The organism is Enterobacter cloacae (genome assembly GCF_013375935.1).
GTDB lineage: Bacteria > Pseudomonadota > Gammaproteobacteria > Enterobacterales > Enterobacteriaceae > Enterobacter > Enterobacter pasteurii.
This window is the reverse complement of the sequence record NZ_CP056117.1, coordinates 2,823,144-2,840,097: the sequence shown is the minus strand read 5'-3', so window position 1 is coordinate 2,840,097 and position 16,954 is coordinate 2,823,144. Positions and strand designations below refer to the sequence as shown.

At 60.8% G+C, this 16,954-nt stretch carries 12 protein-coding genes and 1 pseudogene; 10 read left to right on the top strand and 3 right to left on the bottom strand.

Annotated elements, in window-relative coordinates; all coding sequences use genetic code 11:
* The first annotated feature begins 59 nt into the window (after positions 1–59).
* A complete protein-coding gene (locus HWQ14_RS13270; RefSeq protein WP_148418174.1) occupies positions 60–1,568 on the top strand; it encodes an anion permease in 1,509 nt (502 codons plus the stop codon).
* Between the two features lie 52 nt (positions 1,569–1,620).
* Complete coding sequence (gene fumA, locus HWQ14_RS13265; protein WP_176609980.1) at positions 1,621–3,270, top strand: class I fumarate hydratase FumA; 1,650 nt, start codon at positions 1,621–1,623, stop codon at positions 3,268–3,270.
* Here the strand turns inward: fumA and HWQ14_RS13260 are convergent.
* A pseudogene (locus HWQ14_RS13260) lies at positions 3,259–4,166 on the bottom strand (LysR family transcriptional regulator). The gene fumA and the pseudogene HWQ14_RS13260 sit on opposite strands and share 12 nt — an antisense overlap.
* Before the next feature lie 95 nt (positions 4,167–4,261).
* On the opposite strand from HWQ14_RS13260, the gene HWQ14_RS13255 reads away from it, so the two are divergent.
* The 3 genes from HWQ14_RS13255 (at position 4,262) to HWQ14_RS13245 (ending at position 7,914) form a co-directional block, all read left to right on the top strand.
* Positions 4,262–5,557, top strand: a complete 1,296-nt coding sequence (locus HWQ14_RS13255) for a serine hydrolase domain-containing protein (RefSeq protein ID WP_176609979.1) — start codon at positions 4,262–4,264, stop codon at positions 5,555–5,557.
* A 260-nt stretch (positions 5,558–5,817) separates the two neighbouring features.
* Positions 5,818–7,119, top strand: coding sequence for an MFS transporter (locus tag HWQ14_RS13250; protein ID WP_148418178.1), 1,302 nt, complete (start codon positions 5,818–5,820; stop codon positions 7,117–7,119).
* 6 nt (positions 7,120–7,125) lie between these two features.
* A complete protein-coding gene (locus tag HWQ14_RS13245) occupies positions 7,126–7,914 on the top strand; it encodes a substrate-binding domain-containing protein (protein WP_176609978.1) in 789 nt (262 codons plus the stop codon).
* On the opposite strand, the gene HWQ14_RS13240 is transcribed toward HWQ14_RS13245, so the two are convergent.
* Complete coding sequence (locus HWQ14_RS13240; protein ID WP_176609977.1) at positions 7,886–8,788, bottom strand: LysR family transcriptional regulator; 903 nt, start codon at positions 8,786–8,788, stop codon at positions 7,886–7,888. The genes HWQ14_RS13245 and HWQ14_RS13240 overlap by 29 nt on opposite strands.
* 266 nt (positions 8,789–9,054) lie before the next feature.
* Here HWQ14_RS13240 and mtfA point away from each other — a divergent pair, with 266 nt between their 5' ends.
* Complete coding sequence (gene mtfA / locus HWQ14_RS13235) at positions 9,055–9,852, top strand: DgsA anti-repressor MtfA (protein ID WP_148418181.1); 798 nt, start codon at positions 9,055–9,057, stop codon at positions 9,850–9,852.
* Here the strand turns inward: mtfA and HWQ14_RS13230 are convergent.
* A complete protein-coding gene (locus HWQ14_RS13230) occupies positions 9,849–11,057 on the bottom strand; it encodes an MFS transporter (RefSeq protein WP_176609976.1) in 1,209 nt (402 codons plus the stop codon). The genes mtfA and HWQ14_RS13230 overlap by 4 nt on opposite strands.
* A 138-nt stretch (positions 11,058–11,195) precedes the next feature.
* On the opposite strand from HWQ14_RS13230, the gene HWQ14_RS13225 reads away from it, so the two are divergent.
* Genes HWQ14_RS13225 through HWQ14_RS13210 form a run of 4 tightly spaced genes read left to right on the top strand, consistent with a single transcriptional unit; the run spans position 11,196 to position 16,946 of the window.
* Entirely contained in the window at positions 11,196–12,938 is a 1,743-nt protein-coding gene (locus HWQ14_RS13225) for an IucA/IucC family protein (RefSeq protein ID WP_176609975.1), read from the top strand.
* On the top strand, positions 12,938–13,885 hold the full coding sequence (locus tag HWQ14_RS13220; RefSeq protein ID WP_176609974.1) for a GNAT family N-acetyltransferase: 948 nt from the start codon (positions 12,938–12,940) through the stop codon (positions 13,883–13,885). The genes HWQ14_RS13225 and HWQ14_RS13220 overlap by 1 nt, the downstream gene beginning before the upstream one ends.
* Entirely contained in the window at positions 13,882–15,624 is a 1,743-nt protein-coding gene (gene iucC, locus HWQ14_RS13215; RefSeq protein ID WP_176609973.1) for an IucA/IucC family protein, read from the top strand. The genes HWQ14_RS13220 and iucC overlap by 4 nt, the downstream gene beginning before the upstream one ends.
* On the top strand, positions 15,621–16,946 hold the full coding sequence (locus tag HWQ14_RS13210) for a lysine N(6)-hydroxylase/L-ornithine N(5)-oxygenase family protein (RefSeq protein WP_176609972.1): 1,326 nt from the start codon (positions 15,621–15,623) through the stop codon (positions 16,944–16,946). Before iucC ends, HWQ14_RS13210 begins: the two co-directional genes overlap by 4 nt.
* Positions 16,947–16,954 lie beyond the last annotated feature (8 nt).

Genomic DNA, 16,954 nt, shown 5'->3' with positions numbered 1-16,954 from the left:
TAAAGCGAACCGGCTATTTCATCGTATGACGAATTTTTGACAACTTAAGACGTGAAACTATGAAAACAAAAACTGCTGTAACGCCTCCTGCGGCGAATCAAGCATCAAATGGAACAGCTAAACGACTGCTGATGATGGCCCTGCCCGTCATAGTTGCCGTACTGCTGCTATTTGTTCCCGTTCCTGAAGGCCTGCCGCCTTACGCGTGGCACTACTTCGCAATCTTTGTTGGCGTCATCGTCGGGTTAATCTTCGAACCGCTGCCGGGTGCCGTGATCGGCCTCACCGGCGTGGTGGCGATTGCGCTGTGCAGCCAGTGGGTGCTCTTTAGCCCGGAACAGCTGGCCGATCCTAAGTTCAAGCTGGCGGGTGCCTCCTTTAAATGGGCGGTCAGCGGGTTTGGTAACTCTACCGTGTGGCTGATCTTCGGTGCCTTTATGTTTGCCGCGGGCTACGACAAAACTCGCTTTGGCCGTCGCCTGGCGCTGATTCTGGTGAAATACCTGGGCCGCCGCAGCCTGACGCTCGGCTACGCGATTACCTTCGCGGACCTGCTGCTGGCACCGTTTACCCCGTCCAACACCGCGCGCAGCGGCGGGACAATCTACCCCATCATTGCTAACCTGCCGCCGCTGTACGGTTCAAAACCGAACGACCCAAGCGCGCGTAAAATTGGCTCGTACCTGATGTGGGTGGCGATCACCGCCGCCTGTATCACCAGCTCTATGTTCCTTTCCGCCCTCGCGCCTAACCTGCTGGCGCTGGCGCTGGTAAAAAGTACGGTAGGCATTGATATCTCCTGGGGGACCTGGTTCCTCGCCTTCCTGCCGCTCGGCGTGCTGCTGATCCTCACCATGCCGCTGCTGGCCTACTGGTTCTACCCGCCAGAAGTCAAAGTGAATAATGAAGTGCCGCTGTGGGCAACCCGTGAACTGGAAAAACTCGGCAAACTGTCGCGCAATGAAATCCTGCTGCTGGTGTTTGTGTGCTGTGCGCTGCTGATGTGGATCTTCGCCGCCGCGTGGATTGAACCGGCCATGGCCGCCCTGCTCATCGTTGGCCTGATGCTGTGGACCGGCGTGCTGGAGTGGAACGATATCACCGGTAACAAAGCCGCGTGGAACACCTTCGTCTGGTTCGCCACCCTGGTTGCGCTGGCGGATGGCCTCTCCTCAACCGGCTTTATCAGTTGGCTGGGTAAAGAAGGCGGCCTGCTGATGAGCGGCATCTCGCCGGGCGTGGCTACTATCGTGCTGCTGCTGGCGTTCTACCTGCTGCACTACCTGTTTGCCAGCACCACCGCGCACACCACGGCGCTGCTGCCGGCGATGCTGACCATCGCCTCCACCATTCCGGGCATGAATATGGAAGTGTTTGTCCTGCTGATGGTGACCTCGCTGGGCGTAATGGGGATCATCACCCCGTACGGTACTGGCCCAAGCCCGATTTACTACGGTAGCGGCTACCTGCCAACCAAAGACTACTGGCGCCTCGGCACCATCTTCGGTGCCATCTTCCTGGCGGCCCTGCTGCTGATTGGTTATCCGTGGATGTCCATGATGTTCTGATTCCTGACCGCCGGGCTAACCCTCCGGCGGTTTTATTTTTATGGAGCAAGCTATGTCGAACAAACCGTTTTTCTACCAGAACCCGTTCCCGCTCGCGCACGACGACACCGAATACTATCTGCTGACCAAAGAGCACGTCTCGGTTGCCGAGTTTGACGGACAGGAAGTGCTGAAAGTAGAGCCGGAAGCCCTGACCCTGCTGGCACAGCAGGCCTTCCACGATGCGGCGTTTATGCTGCGTCCTTCGCACCAGAAGCAGGTTGCGGCTATTCTGAGCGATCCGCAGGCCAGCGAGAACGACAAATACGTTGCCCTGCAGTTCCTGCGCAACTCCGAGATTGCGGCGAAAGGCGTGCTGCCGACCTGTCAGGATACCGGCACGGCAATCATCATGGGTAAAAAAGGCCAGCGCGTCTGGACCGGCGGCGGTGACGAAGCGGCGCTAAGCCAGGGCGTTTATAACACCTATATTGAAGATAACCTGCGCTACTCGCAGAACGCGGCGCTGGATATGTATAAAGAGGTGAATACCGGCACCAACCTGCCCGCGCAGATCGACCTCTACAGCGTGGACGGCGATGAGTACAAATTCCTCTGCATGGCGAAAGGCGGCGGTTCAGCGAATAAGACCTATCTCTACCAGGAAACCAAAGCGCTGATCACCCCGGCGAAGCTGAAAAACTACCTGGTTGAGAAGATGCGTACCCTGGGCACCGCAGCGTGCCCGCCGTACCATATTGCCTTCGTTATCGGCGGAACCTCGGCGGAAGCCACGCTGAAAACCGTCAAGCTCGCCTCCGCGCGTTACTACGACGACCTGCCAACCGAGGGTAACGAGCACGGCCAGGCGTTCCGCGACGTTCAGCTCGAACAGGAGCTGCTTCAGGAAGCGCAAAACCTCGGCCTGGGCGCGCAGTTTGGCGGGAAATACTTCGCCCACGATATTCGCGTGATCCGCCTGCCGCGCCACGGCGCGTCCTGCCCAATCGGCATGGGCGTCTCCTGCTCCGCCGACCGCAATATCAAAGCGAAGATCAACCGCGACGGCATCTGGATTGAGAAGCTTGAGCACAACCCGGGCCAGTATATTCCTGAATCCCTGCGCCAGCAGGGTGAAGGCGACGTGGTCAGCATCGATCTGAACAGGCCGATGAACGAGATCCTGGCGCAGCTTTCCGCGCACCCGGTCTCTACCCGCCTGTCCCTGAACGGCACCATCATCGTGGCGCGCGACATCGCCCACGCGAAGCTGAAGGAGCTGCTCGATAACGGCGAAGCGCTGCCGCAGTACGTAAAAGATCACCCGATCTACTACGCGGGCCCGGCGAAAACGCCGGAGGGCTACGCTTCCGGCTCGTTAGGACCAACCACCGCGGGGCGTATGGACTCCTACGTGGAGCTGCTGCAGTCCCACGGTGCGAGCATGATCATGCTGGCCAAAGGTAACCGCAGCCAGCAGGTGACGGATGCCTGCCACAAACACGGCGGCTTCTACCTCGGCAGCATCGGCGGCCCGGCGGCGGTGCTGGCGCAAAACAGCATCAGGAGTCTGGAGTGCGTGTCGTACCCGGAACTGGGAATGGAAGCCATCTGGAAAATTGAAGTGGAGAACTTCCCGGCGTTTATCCTGGTGGACGACAAAGGCAACGACTTCTTCCAGCAGATCCAGAATAAACAGTGCCAGGGATGTTCACAGCGCTGAGCGTTTCCATAACGCCGGCAGCAGCGACAGCGTATCGTTAATCAGCCCGCGCTTGTCGCTGCCCGGCTTCCAGATGGTCACCATCGTCTGGCTTATTCCCTGGCTGCCCACTTCGGTGGGCAGCCTTTTTACGTTTTTCCACCGCGCCGCGCGAAGATGGGTCGGCAAAAAGCCCCAGCCGCAGCCCTGTTCCAGCAGGCCGCGCAGCATCTCCAGTTCATTGGTGTAGAGCGTGTGTCCGGCGATTTGCAGGCGGCGGGCAACCGGCTCGTCAGACGCGTCATGCATAATCACCTGCGGGACCAGAGAGAGAGATCGAGCAGCGACACCGGCGACGCCACCTCCGCAAAAAGCGCCTCTGCGGCGTAAAAATCCATGTCGATCGCCCCCAGCGCCCGCCACTCCATTTCATTGCCCACGCTGCGGTTGCGCGCCTGGCAGATCGCCAGATCGGCCTCACCGACTGCCAGCATGGCTTCCGCGTCATCGCGCGACGCGCTGGTCAGGCTCAGGCGAATTTTTTGCGTCGCCAGTGTGGCAATCAGCGCCTGCAAAAAAGCCCGGGGGGTGAACGGATCGTAGACGAGGGCAATGTCCTGCGTCGCGCTGGCCGGTACCGCTCTGGCAAAGGCCTCAAATGCTTTTACCTGGCGCATCAGCAGATGAGCCTGCCGCTGAAGCTGCTCCCCCTCCGGCGTCAGGCGCAGGCTGCGCCCCTCTCGCAGAAACAGCGCGTAGCCCAGCCCGTCCTCAAGAAAATCAATCAGATCGCGCAGGGTTGTACGATCTTTGCCAAGCTTCATCGCCGCCTTCATCAGGCTGCCGTGCTCGGCGACGGCGGTGAATGCCTCAAGCTGGGCAAACGAATAGTTTAGTGACGACACGTCATCCTCCACGGGGATGTTGTGGGGGATTTTCCCCCATTACGCGCTTTTTATTATAGGCCGGGGGTTCTTAAACTGAAGCCCTTCCTGAGCCACACGAGATAAACATGAAAACTAAAACGAACCTCACGCTGCTCGCGGCGCTTGTTGTCAGCAGCCTGCTGTCGCCCGCCGCCATGGCGGCCTGCCACGGTACCGATCTCGCTACCTGCCCGGCGCCTTTTGACGCACGGCTTCCGGATGCGCATACGATGCTCACCTGGAGCCAGGCCGATCGCGTGGTGGGCTTTCGCAATGATTATCGCAACTACGCCGGCGACGTGTTCCGCCACGGCAACGTCTCGCCGCTGCTCGCCGCGGAAAAGCCGCTCGCTGACGTCCGCTATCAGGTGAACGGCAAGACCTGGGATCTTCAGGATTACCTCGAACGCCAGAACGTCAGCGGCATGCTGGTGCTCAAGGACGGCAAGATCGCCTTTAAATATCTGGGAGAAGGCAATACCGATTCAACGCTCTGGACGTCGCGCTCCGTGGGAAAATCGGTGGTCTCGGCGCTGGTGGGCGTTGCAATTAAAGAGGGGAAAATCCACTCCCTGGACGATCTTGTCACTCAATACGAACCGGACTTCAAAGGCACCGCCTGGGAGGGCGTGACGCTGAAACAGCTCATCACCCACACCTCGGGCGTGGCGTGGAATGAAGATTACACGAACCCAAAATCTGACTTCGCCCGGCTTACCGAATGTGAAGCGAAACCCGGCGCGTACGACTGCGTGCGCACGCTGGTGAAGGGGTTACGCCGCGCGCATCCGGCGGGAGAAAACTGGTCGTATTCGTCGGGCGGCGCGTGGCTGCTGGGCGACGTGCTTGAGCGCGCCACGGGAATGACGCTTGCCGCATACCTGGAGAAAAGCATCTGGCAGCCTTACGGCATGGCGAGCGACGGCGTGTGGCACGCCTACAGCAAAAGCCAGCACGACGTGGGGGCGCACGGGTTCAACGCCACGCTGGAGGACTGGGGGCGCTTCGGGGAATTTATCCTGCATAACGGTACGCTGCCGGACGGCAGGCAGATCCTGCCGGAAGGCTGGGTGAAGCAGTCCTCAGACTGGACGCAGGCTAACGGGTCGGTGTCAGAGGCGCACCCGAAAGGGCTGTACGGCTATCAGTGGTGGAATAACGAAGTGCCGGCTAATGCCGTCGGCGTGACGCCGAAAGTGGAGGATTCGCTGAAGGATTCCCTCTGGGCGCTGGGAATTTTTGGTCAGATGATTATGGTCAACCAGAAGGAAAATCTGGTTATCGTCCAGTGGTCCACCTGGCCGCAGGCGGAGCCGTCGTTCAGCGCCCAGCCGCTGGAGGCGTCATTGATGTTCAGCGCGATAGCGAACGCGCTGCGCTAAACAACCTGAGCCAGGCGCTGCCTGGCTTCACTTCTGCGCCATGTCACAAAACAGGCATTTCAGCAACTTAGGCTGAAACGGTGAATAAAAAATTGCCGAATTGTTAAGTTATTGTTGGCAATGTAAATCCTGGTCAACGTAGCGTCATTGATGCGCATCGCGCATCGGCCTATGCGCTAAATGCGCTTATTAATTTCCGCTTCCTGATCCAGTTTTCAGAAACAGACGGGCATAACGTCACTATAAAACTGGAGATAATCATGGTTACCTCAACCTCACCTGCAACGGTCCGTGCGAAAGCCGGCGCGATTTTTCGCGTCACCTCGGGCAACTTTCTTGAGCAATTCGACTTCTTTCTTTTCGGCTTTTATGCCACCTACATCGCCCACACGTTTTTCCCGGCGAGCAGTGAATTTGCCTCGCTGATGATGACCTTCGCCGTCTTTGGCGCAGGCTTTCTGATGCGTCCCGTCGGGGCGATTGTCCTCGGGGCCTACATTGACAAGGTGGGCCGCCGTAAAGGGCTTATCGTCACCCTGTCGATTATGGCCGCCGGAACGTTTCTGATTGTGCTGATTCCCTCTTATCAGAGCATTGGCCTGTGGGCGCCGCTGCTGGTGCTGACGGGCCGCCTGCTGCAGGGCTTTTCTGCGGGGGCGGAGCTTGGCGGGGTTTCGGTTTATCTGGCGGAGATCGCCACGCCGGGCCGCAAAGGTTTTTACACCAGCTGGCAGTCGGGTAGCCAGCAGGTGGCGATTATGGTCGCGGCGGCAATGGGCTTTGCGCTGAATATGATGCTGGAAGAGAGCGCCATCCGCGAATGGGGCTGGCGTATTCCGTTCCTGTTTGGCTGCCTGATCGTACCGTTCATCTTTTTCCTGCGCCGCAGGCTGGAGGAGACCGAGGAGTTTAGCGCCCGTCGCCATCATCTGGCGATGCGTCAGGTGTTCACCACGCTGCTCGCGAACTGGCAGGTTGTTGCGGCGGGCATGCTGATGGTGGCGATGACCACGACGGCCTTTTACCTGATTACCGTTTACGCCCCAACCTTCGGCAAAAAAGTGTTGATGCTGAGCGCGTCAGACAGCCTGCTGGTCACGCTGCTGGTCGCCGTGTCTAACTTCATCTGGCTGCCGATTGGCGGCGCGCTGTCGGACCGCTTCGGGCGCAAGCCGGTGCTGATTGCCATGACGCTGCTGGCGCTGGCGACCAGCTATCCGGCGCTGACGATGCTGGCGGCGGCCCCGAGCTTCTCAATGATGCTGGCGGTGCTGCTGTGGCTCTCCTTCCTTTACGGCCTTTATAACGGCGCGATGATCCCGGCGCTGACGGAGATCATGCCAACGGAAGTTCGCGTGGCGGGCTTCTCGCTGGCGTACAGCCTGGCAACGGCGGTCTTTGGCGGCTTCACGCCGGTCATTTCTACCGCCCTTATCGAGTACACCGGAGACAAAGCCTCTCCGGGATACTGGATGAGCTTTGCCGCCGTGTGTGCCCTGCTGGCGACGCTCTATCTCTATCGTCGTCGCTCGTTAACCCTGCACGCCGCCGTTAAGGAGTGATTCAGCATGCATACATTCAGAACGGTGGCTGCCGCCCTGACGCTCGTCGGCTTCAGCGCGGGCGCGCTTGCGCAGGACGTGACGGTGATGATCTCTGGCGGCTTCAGGGCGGCGCTGGAGAAGCTGACGCCGCAGTACGAAGCGAAAAGCGGCGACAGGCTGATTTTAATTTCCGGCCCGTCGATGGGCAAAACGCCGCAGGCCATTCCGGCCCGGCTCGCGCGGGGAGAAAAGGCGGACGTGGTGATTATGGTGGGCGATGCGCTGGAGAAGCTTGAACAGGATCGCCGCACGGCGCCGGGCTCCCGCGTGGAGCTGGCGGATTCGCCCGTCGGGATGGTGGTGAAGGCGGGTGCGCCAGTGCCGGATATCAGCACGGTGCCCGCCCTGCGGCAAACGCTGCTGAAGGCCCACTCCGTTGCCTGGTCCGACAGCGCCAGCGGCCGGTACGTTGAGAGCGCCCTGTTGCATAAGCTGGGCATTGCGGATCGGATAACAACGAAGGGACATCGGGTTGAGCGCATTCCGGTGGCGTCTGAAGTGGCGAAAGGGAAATACGCGCTCGGCTTCCAGCAGGTCAGCGAGCTTCTGCCCGTTCCGGGGGTGACGTTTGTCGGTAAGCTGCCGGAAGATGTGCAATACATTACCCGTTTTGCCGGAGCCGTCACCCGGGGCGCCGACCATCCGCAGCAGGGCGGCGCGCTGCTGGCGTTCCTCTCTTCCGCAGAGGCCGCCAGCATCATTACCGCCACCGGCTTACAGCCCGTTAGCGCAGCTCGCGATACTGCTCGGTGATAAGCGTTTCCAGCTCAGCCGCGATATAGGACTGGATCCGCCCGCGGCGGCGAATCAGCCCTACGGTTCGCCTGACCTCGGGCTCAGTCAGAGGAACAGACGTAAGCAGGGAATGCTCCGGGCGGGGCATCGACATGGCGGGGACGGCCGCAATGCCGATCCCCGCTTCAACCATCCCCAGCATGGTCGTGACGTGGCGCGTTTCGCAGATGCTGGGGCGCTCGGGACGAATATGGCCGATCCGCTGGTCTAGGAGGTTGCGGTTCCCGGAGGTCTTGTCCAGGCCGATATAATCCTGCTGATAAAAAGCCTGCCACGTCAGGCTTTTTCTTTTTGCAAACTTACTGTCGCGTCGGCAGGCGGCAACGTAGATATCCTCCACCAGCGGAACAAACTCAACGTCGGACGGCAAACGTTGGGAAAAGCAGATGCCAAAATCCGCCTGCCCGCCGGTCACGGCGTCGATAACGTTTCCGGCGCTGCTGTCGATGAGCTTAATACGCACCCGGGGGTAGCGCGTCTGAAAACGGCGGATCACGTCCGGCATAAAGTAACAGGCGGCGGACGGCACGGCCGCCACGGTGATCAGCCCCGTTCGATCCTCGCTGGCTTTATCGATATCCGAGAGCATGGACTCCACGTCGGCAAGCAGTTGCCCGCACCGGTCGGCAAAGGTCTGGCCATAAAGCGTCAGCGTGACGCGCCGGGTGGTACGGTCGAACAGCTTTGCCCCCAGCGCCGCCTCCAGCTTTTCTATTCTGCGACTCAGCGCCGACTGGGAAAGGCAGATAGACTCTGCCGCAAGACGGAAATTGCCATATTCCAGCAGCGCGCGAAAAGCGTAGAGATCGTTGAGGTCAAAATTGACGGGCATACGGACGTGATCCTTGAGCACAGTAGGGTTAGAAAAGATTTATCACAGTTGCGCACGACATACTTCACAAAATGAAGGGGATACACCTAAAGCGCTATCAACCTGACGGCACATAATGATAGTTTATGCGGGCTGGATTCCTCTTAAACAGGCTGCAAGTCAGCACGCCGCAGCAGAGGAATGTCATACTACAAAACAGAGTATGTTGGCACGCTAACAGCCCCTGACCTTTCCATTTTTTTCACGTGCGAGTAACGAGCAAAGCGATGATTAAGTGGCCCTGGAAAACGAACGACGCCGATCGAAATATGACGCTCCCCTGGGACGAGGCTATGGCGATCCCCGTCCTGGCTAATCTTTTGCCCGAAGAGCAATCCAGGCTGACTCAGATGGCCGAGCGTTTTTTACAGCAAAAGCGCCTGGTACCGCTACAGGGCTTCGAGCTGGATCCGCTGAAAAACGCGCGCATCGCCCTGCTCTTCTGCCTGCCGGTGCTGGAGCTGGGCATCGAGTGGCTGGATGGCTTCCACGAAGTGCTGATCTACCCGGCGCCGTTTATCGTGGACGACGAGTGGGAAGATGACATTGGCCTGGTGCACAACCAGCGTATGGTGCAGTCCGGACAAAGCTGGCAGCAGGGGCCAATTATTCTCAACTGGCTGGATATTCAGGACTCGTTCGATGCATCGGGCTTCAACCTGATTATTCATGAAGTGGCGCACAAGCTGGATACCCGCAACGGCGATCGCGCCAGCGGCGTGCCGATGATCCCGCTGCGTGACGTCGCGGGCTGGGAGCACGACCTGCACGCGGCGATGGAAAACATTCAGGATGAAATAGACCTGGTTGGCGAGAGTGCGGCCAGCATTGATGCCTACGCCGCAACCGATCCCGCCGAGTGCTTTGCGGTGCTTTCCGAGTACTTCTTTAGCGCGCCTGAGCTTTTCGCTCCTCGCTTCCCGGCGCTGTGGCAGCGCTTTTGCCAGTTCTATCAGCAGGATCCGCTGCAGCGCCTGCGTCAGAGTGAAGACTCTGCGAACAATTCCCCTCACGCCTTCCATTAACGTTCGACAGGGGTACGGTCGGCAGATCGTACCCACGCGCATACCGCGAGGAATAGCAGCGCCATTCCCCATGCGGCAGTAATCAAATACTGCTCGCCGTAAAAGCGCGTTACTACCGGTACCAGCAGCGCGCTGACGCCGTAGCCCAGGGTATGACTGGTGGCGATCGCCCCCGCGCCTTTGCCCGTCGTCAGCCGATCGTTGAGCAACAGCTGGTAGCCCGGCGTCGCCATTGCGGCCCCCAGCGAGGTGATGACAATTCCCACGTAGAACAGCACCACGTCCGCGATACACATCAGTCCAAGCCCCGCCACCATCAGCACCGCTGCAATGGAAAGCAGCACCTTCGGGCTAAAATGCTGCGGGCGCACCACCAGAAACTGCGCCGCTAGGGTCGCCAGCGCGGCAAGGCTAAGCAGCAGCGCCACGTGATGGCTGATTTGCACCGCGTCGCCGCTGAACAGCGGGGCAAGGTGCGGGGACAGGCCAAGCTGCATCAGGCTGACCAGCGCCGCCAGCAGCAGCGCCAGCAGCAGAAAAGGCAGCATTGAAGCCTGCAGGCGCGCTGACTGATGCGCCACCGGCGGCAACGGCGGATCGGCAGCCTCGCGCAGCACCAGCAGCAATGCGATGAGCGGTGCCAGCGCCATCAGCCAGAGCGGCGCGATCGGGTTAAGGCTGAGCATCAGCGCGGCCAGGGGCGGCCCTGACAGACGTCCGCAGCTGAGGCCGGAGCTTATCGTCGCCAGCGCGGCCATTCTTTTATCCAGACCCGCGCGCTGTATGGCCCACGTCTGCGCTGCAGGCACCAGCCCGGAAACCGTCAGGCCGTACAGCGTACGCGACAGCACCAGCCCCGCCATTCCCCAAAGGGTATTCAGCACGCCGTTGGCCATCGCCCATACCACCAGCGCCATCACGCCGAAGCTCGCCAGATACCCGCCCAGCGAGGCCATCATCACCACCTTACAGCCGCGCCGCTCGCTCTGACGCCCCCACCAGGGCGACGCCGGCAGAAAAAGCATCGAGCCAAACATCAGCAGTCCCGCCCAGGCGGAGAGCGACAGGCCGGTCAGGGAAACCAGCTGCGGCAGCATAACCAGCAAACCGTTTTGCCCGATGCCCAGTAACCCTGCGCACAGCGCCAGGGGCCAGTTCGCTTTGGGAGCGATGATTTCAGTGAGATTTTCGGTACGGGTGCGCATAGAATTGTGAAGATAATGTCAATAAATGTGTGGAAATTATGAAGTTTATGAAAACAAATATTGCAAAAATAGTTGCGGCTGTAAACAGAATGAATATCATAACGAGAATTATTATCAGTCATGGAATGAGGTACACCTATGCGTACTCTGCCCCGCTCCGCCGGTACAGACGTTGCGGCCCAGTGTTTCCTGAACGCGCTGCTGCGCGAAACGAAGGACTGGCGTTATCTTCCCGCAGCCCGCGCGGATGAGCTATCGCAGATTCATATCCCGCTCTCCCCATCCCGGGCCATCCGGGTTCCGGTACACTATTTCTCCCCCACTCAGCATCATCAGTATCGCTTTCCGGCAACGCTGATTCAGGCAGACAGCGATGAAGGTGACGTGGTCACTTTCCCTCAACTGATTGATTTAATTCTTGAAAAAGACGCCATTAAAGGCTCGCTGGATGCCGGTACGCTGGCGCGCTTCAGGCAGCGCGTGCTTGAAAGCCATACGCATACCTGGCAGGCCATTGACTTACGCCACGGCTGGGCCACCCTGCGCGACGGGCCGCTGACGTTTGCCGAAGCGGAGCAGGCGCTGCTGGTCGGCCACGCGTTTCACCCGGCGCCCAAGTCGCACGAGCCGTTTAACGAAGCCGAGGTGCGTCGCTATCTGCCGGATTTTGCCTCCCGTTTCCCGCTGCGCTGGTTCGCGGTGGAGAGTACGCAGATTACCGGCGACAGCCTGAACGTCTCCCTGCGCGAACGCCTGCTGCGCTTTGCCGCGCAGAGCGCGCCCGGGCTTCTTGGCCACTTCACCGACACCCGCTGGCTGCTGCCGATGCATCCCTGGCAGGCGGCGTATCTGCTTGAGCAGCCGTGGTGCCAGCGTCTGGTAGAAAAAGGCGCCCTTCAGGATCTCGGCGAAGCCGGGGCGCAGTGGCTGCCCACCAGCTCCTCCCGCTCGCTGTACAGCGAAACCAACAGCGACATGATTAAGTTTTCCCTGAGCGTGCGCCTGACCAACTCCGTGCGCACGCTGTCGGTAAAAGAGGTTAAGCGCGGAATGCGCCTGGCGCGCCTGGCGAAAACAGAACGCTGGCAGGAGCTTCAGGCCCGCTACCCGACCATGCGCGTGATGCAGGAAGACGGCTGGGCGGGCCTGTCCGACGAGCACGGCGTCGTTCAGGAAGAGAGCCTGATGGCCCTGCGCGTCAACCTGCTGTTTGATACCCCTGAAACGCAAACCAACGTGCTGGTAAGCCTGACGCAGGCCGCGCCGGACGGCGGCGACAGCCTGCTCGCGGCGGCGGTGCGCCGTCTGAGCCAGCGCCTGGCGCTACCGCTCGACAAGGCCGCGCGCTGCTGGCTGGATGCCTACTGCGATCGCGTGCTGCTCCCGCTGTTCAGCGCCGAGGCGGATTACGGTCTGGTCCTGCTGGCGCACCAGCAAAACATCCTCGTTGAGATGCAGCAGGATTTCCCGGTCGGGCTTATCTACCGCGACTGCCAGGGCAGCGCATGGACCGAAGGGGCCGACGCCTGGCTGAAAGCGGCGGGCGAAACCGAGGTGGAAAACCGCTTTGGCGAAAGCCAGCTGCTGCACTACTTCCCCTACTACCTGCTGCTTAACTCCACGCTTGCCGTCACCGCCGCCCTCGCCGCTGCCGGTTTCGACAGCGAAGAGAGCCTGATGTCCCGCGTGCGCGACGCGCTGGCCGGCCTGCGCAGGTCGGCGAAGCAGACCCGCTGCCTCGACTACGTGCTCGACAGCCCGACCTGGAACTGCAAAGGCAACTTCTTCTGCTACCTGCACGACCGCAACGAAAACACCATTGCCGATCCTGCGGTGATCTATTTCGACTTTAGCAACCCGTTTTACAAGGAGAAGGCGTGATGGCCATTGCGAATATCGTACATTCCGGCTTCGGCTTCCGCTGCGCCGCAACGGAACTGGCCCTGCCGCTGACGCTGGGCCTCGACGGTAGCGCGGTGCTGGAACGCCTGACCGGGATCCCGGACGGCTGGCTGGTGGAAGCCCTCGATCAGCTGTTCGTCGCCGCCCCCGCCCTGACCGGCATTACCCTGCCGTGGGCAGCCTGGCAGGATGAACCGCAGGCGCAGGCGCTGTTCAGCCTGGCCCACGGGGACTACCTGGCGCGCGAAACGTTCTGGCAGCTGCCGCTGTGGCTGAAAGGCGAACGGCCGCAGGCAAGCGGCGGGATGCAGTTTGATGAGAGCCGCCAGCTCTACTTCCCGCTGCGCCCCCATCGCCCGCAGGGCGAGGTGTATCGTCGTTACGATCCGCAAATCAAACGCACCCTGAGCTTCCGCGTGGCGGACGTGGCGCTGGACGGCGAACGATTCACTCAATGGATGAATAACCCGCGCGTGAACGCCTTCTGGGAGATGGCCGGCCCGCAGGCCGAACAGGAGAACTACCTGCGCCGTCAGCTCGACTCGGCGTACTGCTATCCGGCGATCGGCTGCTTTGACGATCAGCTGTTCGGCTATTTTGAACTCTACTGGGCGGCGGAAGACCGCATTGGCCGCCACTATCGCTGGCAGCCGTTTGACCGCGGGCTGCACATGCTGGTGGGTGAAGAAAACTGGCGCGGCGCGCAGTATATCCGCAGCTGGCTTCGCGGCCTGAGCCACTATCTGTATCTCGATGAGCCGCGCACGGCGCGCATTGTCGCCGAGCCGCGCTTCGACAACCAGCGCCTGTTCCGCCATCTGGCGTCCGCCGGTTTCGACACGGTGAAAGAGTTCGACTTCCCGCACAAGCGTTCTCGCCTCATCATGAGCGAGCGTCACCGCTTCTTCAGCGAGGTGGAACTGTGAACGCGCGCTGGCAGAAAGTAAATCGCGAGATGGTGGCGAAGATCCTCGCCGAGCTGGAATACGAACGCACCCTGCGCGCGGAGCCGGTTTCGTCGGACGGCTGGCGCATCACCATGGGCAGCGAGGCCTGGCAGTTTCGCGCCTCGCGCGGCATCTGGGGCTGGCTGCATATCGACCCTGATACCCTGACCACCGCCAGCGGCGCCACGGTAGAAGCGGAGCACGCGCTGCTGCATCTGGCGAGCGTGCTTGAGATGAGCGACGCGCAAACGGCGGAGCACATGGAAGATCTCTACGCCACTCTGCGCGGCGACATGCAGCTGCTGCAGGCGCGCGAGGCGCTGGATGCCGACGCGCTCATTCATCTCGACCCGGACGAGCTGCAGTGCCTGATGAGCGGTCACCCCAAGTTTATCTTCAACAAGGGACGCCGCGGCTGGGGGCTGGATGCCCTGCGCCAGTACGCCCCGGAATATCGCGGGCGTTTCCGCCTGCACTGGGTTGCCGTGCAGCGCGACCAGCTGGTCTGGAGCAGCGACGCCGATTGCGATATCAATGCCCTGCTGTCCAGCGCCATGGATCAGGCCGAGCGCGCCCGGTTCGACGCCCGCTGGCAGGCGCTGGATCTGGACGACAGCTGGCTGCCGGTGCCGCTGCACCCGTGGCAGTGGCAGAAAAAAATTGCCATTCATTTCGTAGCGCAGCTCGCGCGCGGCGAAATGGTTGAGCTGGGCGAGTTTGGCGATGAGTATCTGGCGCAGCAGTCCCTGCGCACGCTGACCAACGCCAGCCGTCGCGCGCCGTATGACATCAAGCTGCCGCTGACCATCTACAACACCTCCTGCTACCGCGGCATTCCGGGCAAGTACATTGCCGCCGGTCCGCTGGCCTCGCGCTGGTTACAGCAGCAGTTTGCCAGCGATGCCACGCTGGTTCGCTCCGGGGCACGGGTGCTTGGCGAACCCGCCGCCGGGTATCTGGCACATCCGGGTTACGCCGCCCTGCCGAAAGCGCCCTACCGCTACCAGGAGATGCTGGGCACGATCTGGCGCGAGAATCCGTCCCGTTATCTGCAGGACGGCGAACAGGCGGTGCTGATGGCGGCGCTGATGGAAACCGACAACGCCGGACGCCCGCTGATCGACGCGTGGATCGCGCGCTCGGGATTAACCGCCGAGGCATGGCTGGAAAAGCTGTTTGAAGCGACGGTTATTCCCTTCTATCACCTGCTCTGCCGCTACGGCGTGGCGCTGATCGCCCACGGCCAGAACGTGACGCTGGTAATGAAGGACTACGTCGTGCAGCGCATTCTGCTGAAGGATTTCCAGGGTGATATGCGTCTGGTGGACGAGGATTTTCCGCAGGCGCAGAGCCTGCCCGACCCGGTAAAAGCGGTCACCGTGCGCCTCAGCGCGGATTACATCATCCACGACCTGCAAACCGGCAACTTTGTGACGGTGCTGCGCTTTATCTCGCGACTTACCCTGCAATGCGGCGTCAGCGAAACGCGCTTCTACCAGATCCTGGCGCAGGTTTTGCGCAGCTATATGACCGCGCACCCGGATCTGGCGGAACGCTTCGTCAAATTCGATCTCTTCAAGCCGCAGATTATTCGCGTGATCCTCAACCCGGTCAAACTGACCTTCTCCGAACACGACGGCGGCAGCCGCATGCTGCCGAACTACGTCAGCGATCTTGATAACCCTCTTTTTCTGGTCTCCCAGGAGTCAGCGCAATGAAAACGTATGATTTCATCGGCATCGGTATTGGTCCGTTCAACCTCAGCATCGCCGCACTGGCGGAGGGGCTGGACGGTTTTAGCTCGCTGTTTCTTGAACGTAAGCCGCATTTTTCCTGGCACCCTGGGATGATGGTGCCGGACTGCCACATGCAGACCAGCTTCCTGAAGGATCTGGTCAGCGCCGTGGAGCCGACCAACCGCCACAGCTTTCTGAACTACCTGGTGCAGCGTAAAAAGTTCTATCGTTTTCTCACCACCGAGCAGCGCACCGTCTCCCGCGAGGAGTTTGCCGACTACCTGTGCTGGGCGGCGGATAACCTCACTAACCTGTCCTTCAGCCAGCAGGTGCAGCAGGTCAGCTTTGATGAGCAAAGCGGCCTGTTTGAGGTTATGACCCAGCGGGATCGCTTCCTGGCGCGCCACGTCTGCGTGGGGATTGGCAAACAGGTCAATCTGCCCGACTGCGTCACGGCGCAGGACGATACCTGCTTCCACGCCAGCGAGATGATGCTTCGCGCGCCGGATCTCGCCGGCAAGCGCGTCACCGTCGTCGTCGGCGGCCAGAGCGGTGCAGATCTGTTTTTGAATATCTTCCGCGGTGAGTGGGGCCAGCCGCTGAGCCTGAACTGGGTGTCGCGCCGCAACAACTACAACGCGCTGGATGAAGCCGCCTTTGCCAACGAATATTTCACGCCGGAGTATGTGGACAGCTTCTCCACCCTCGGCGATGACGCCCGTCGCCAGATGCTGCACGAGCAGAAAATGACCTCCGACGGGATCACCACCGAGTCGTTACTGGCGATTTACCGCGCCATGTACCACCGCTTCGAAGTGCTGCGCGAAAAACCCTGGGCGCACCTTCTGCCGTCACGCTCGGTGACGGCGCTGGCGCGCCAGGAAAACGGGCAGCGCCTGAGCATACAGCATCACCTCGACGGCGGCCGCGAGCAGCTGGACAGCGACGTGGTGATTTTCGCCACCGGCTACCGCGCCGTGCAGCCTGCGTTTCTGGCCCCGCTCTCTCACCGCCTGCGCCTGGACGAGGATGAAGCCTTCTGCATTAACAATGATTTTACCCTTGAATGGGACGGCCCGCAGAGCAACCGCCTGTTTGCCGTGAATGCCGGGATGCACCGTCTCGGCATTGCCGAACCCCAGCTCAGCCTGATGGCCTGGCGTGCGGCGCGAATACTCAATCGCGCCCACGGCGACGAGCCGTTTGAACTGGCAACCACCCCCGGCGTTATCCACTGGCGGAGCACCGCCGGCCCGGAGAGCAGCCCGGTTTTTAAATCATTAGCAAAAACCACCGAGTACTGACACACACA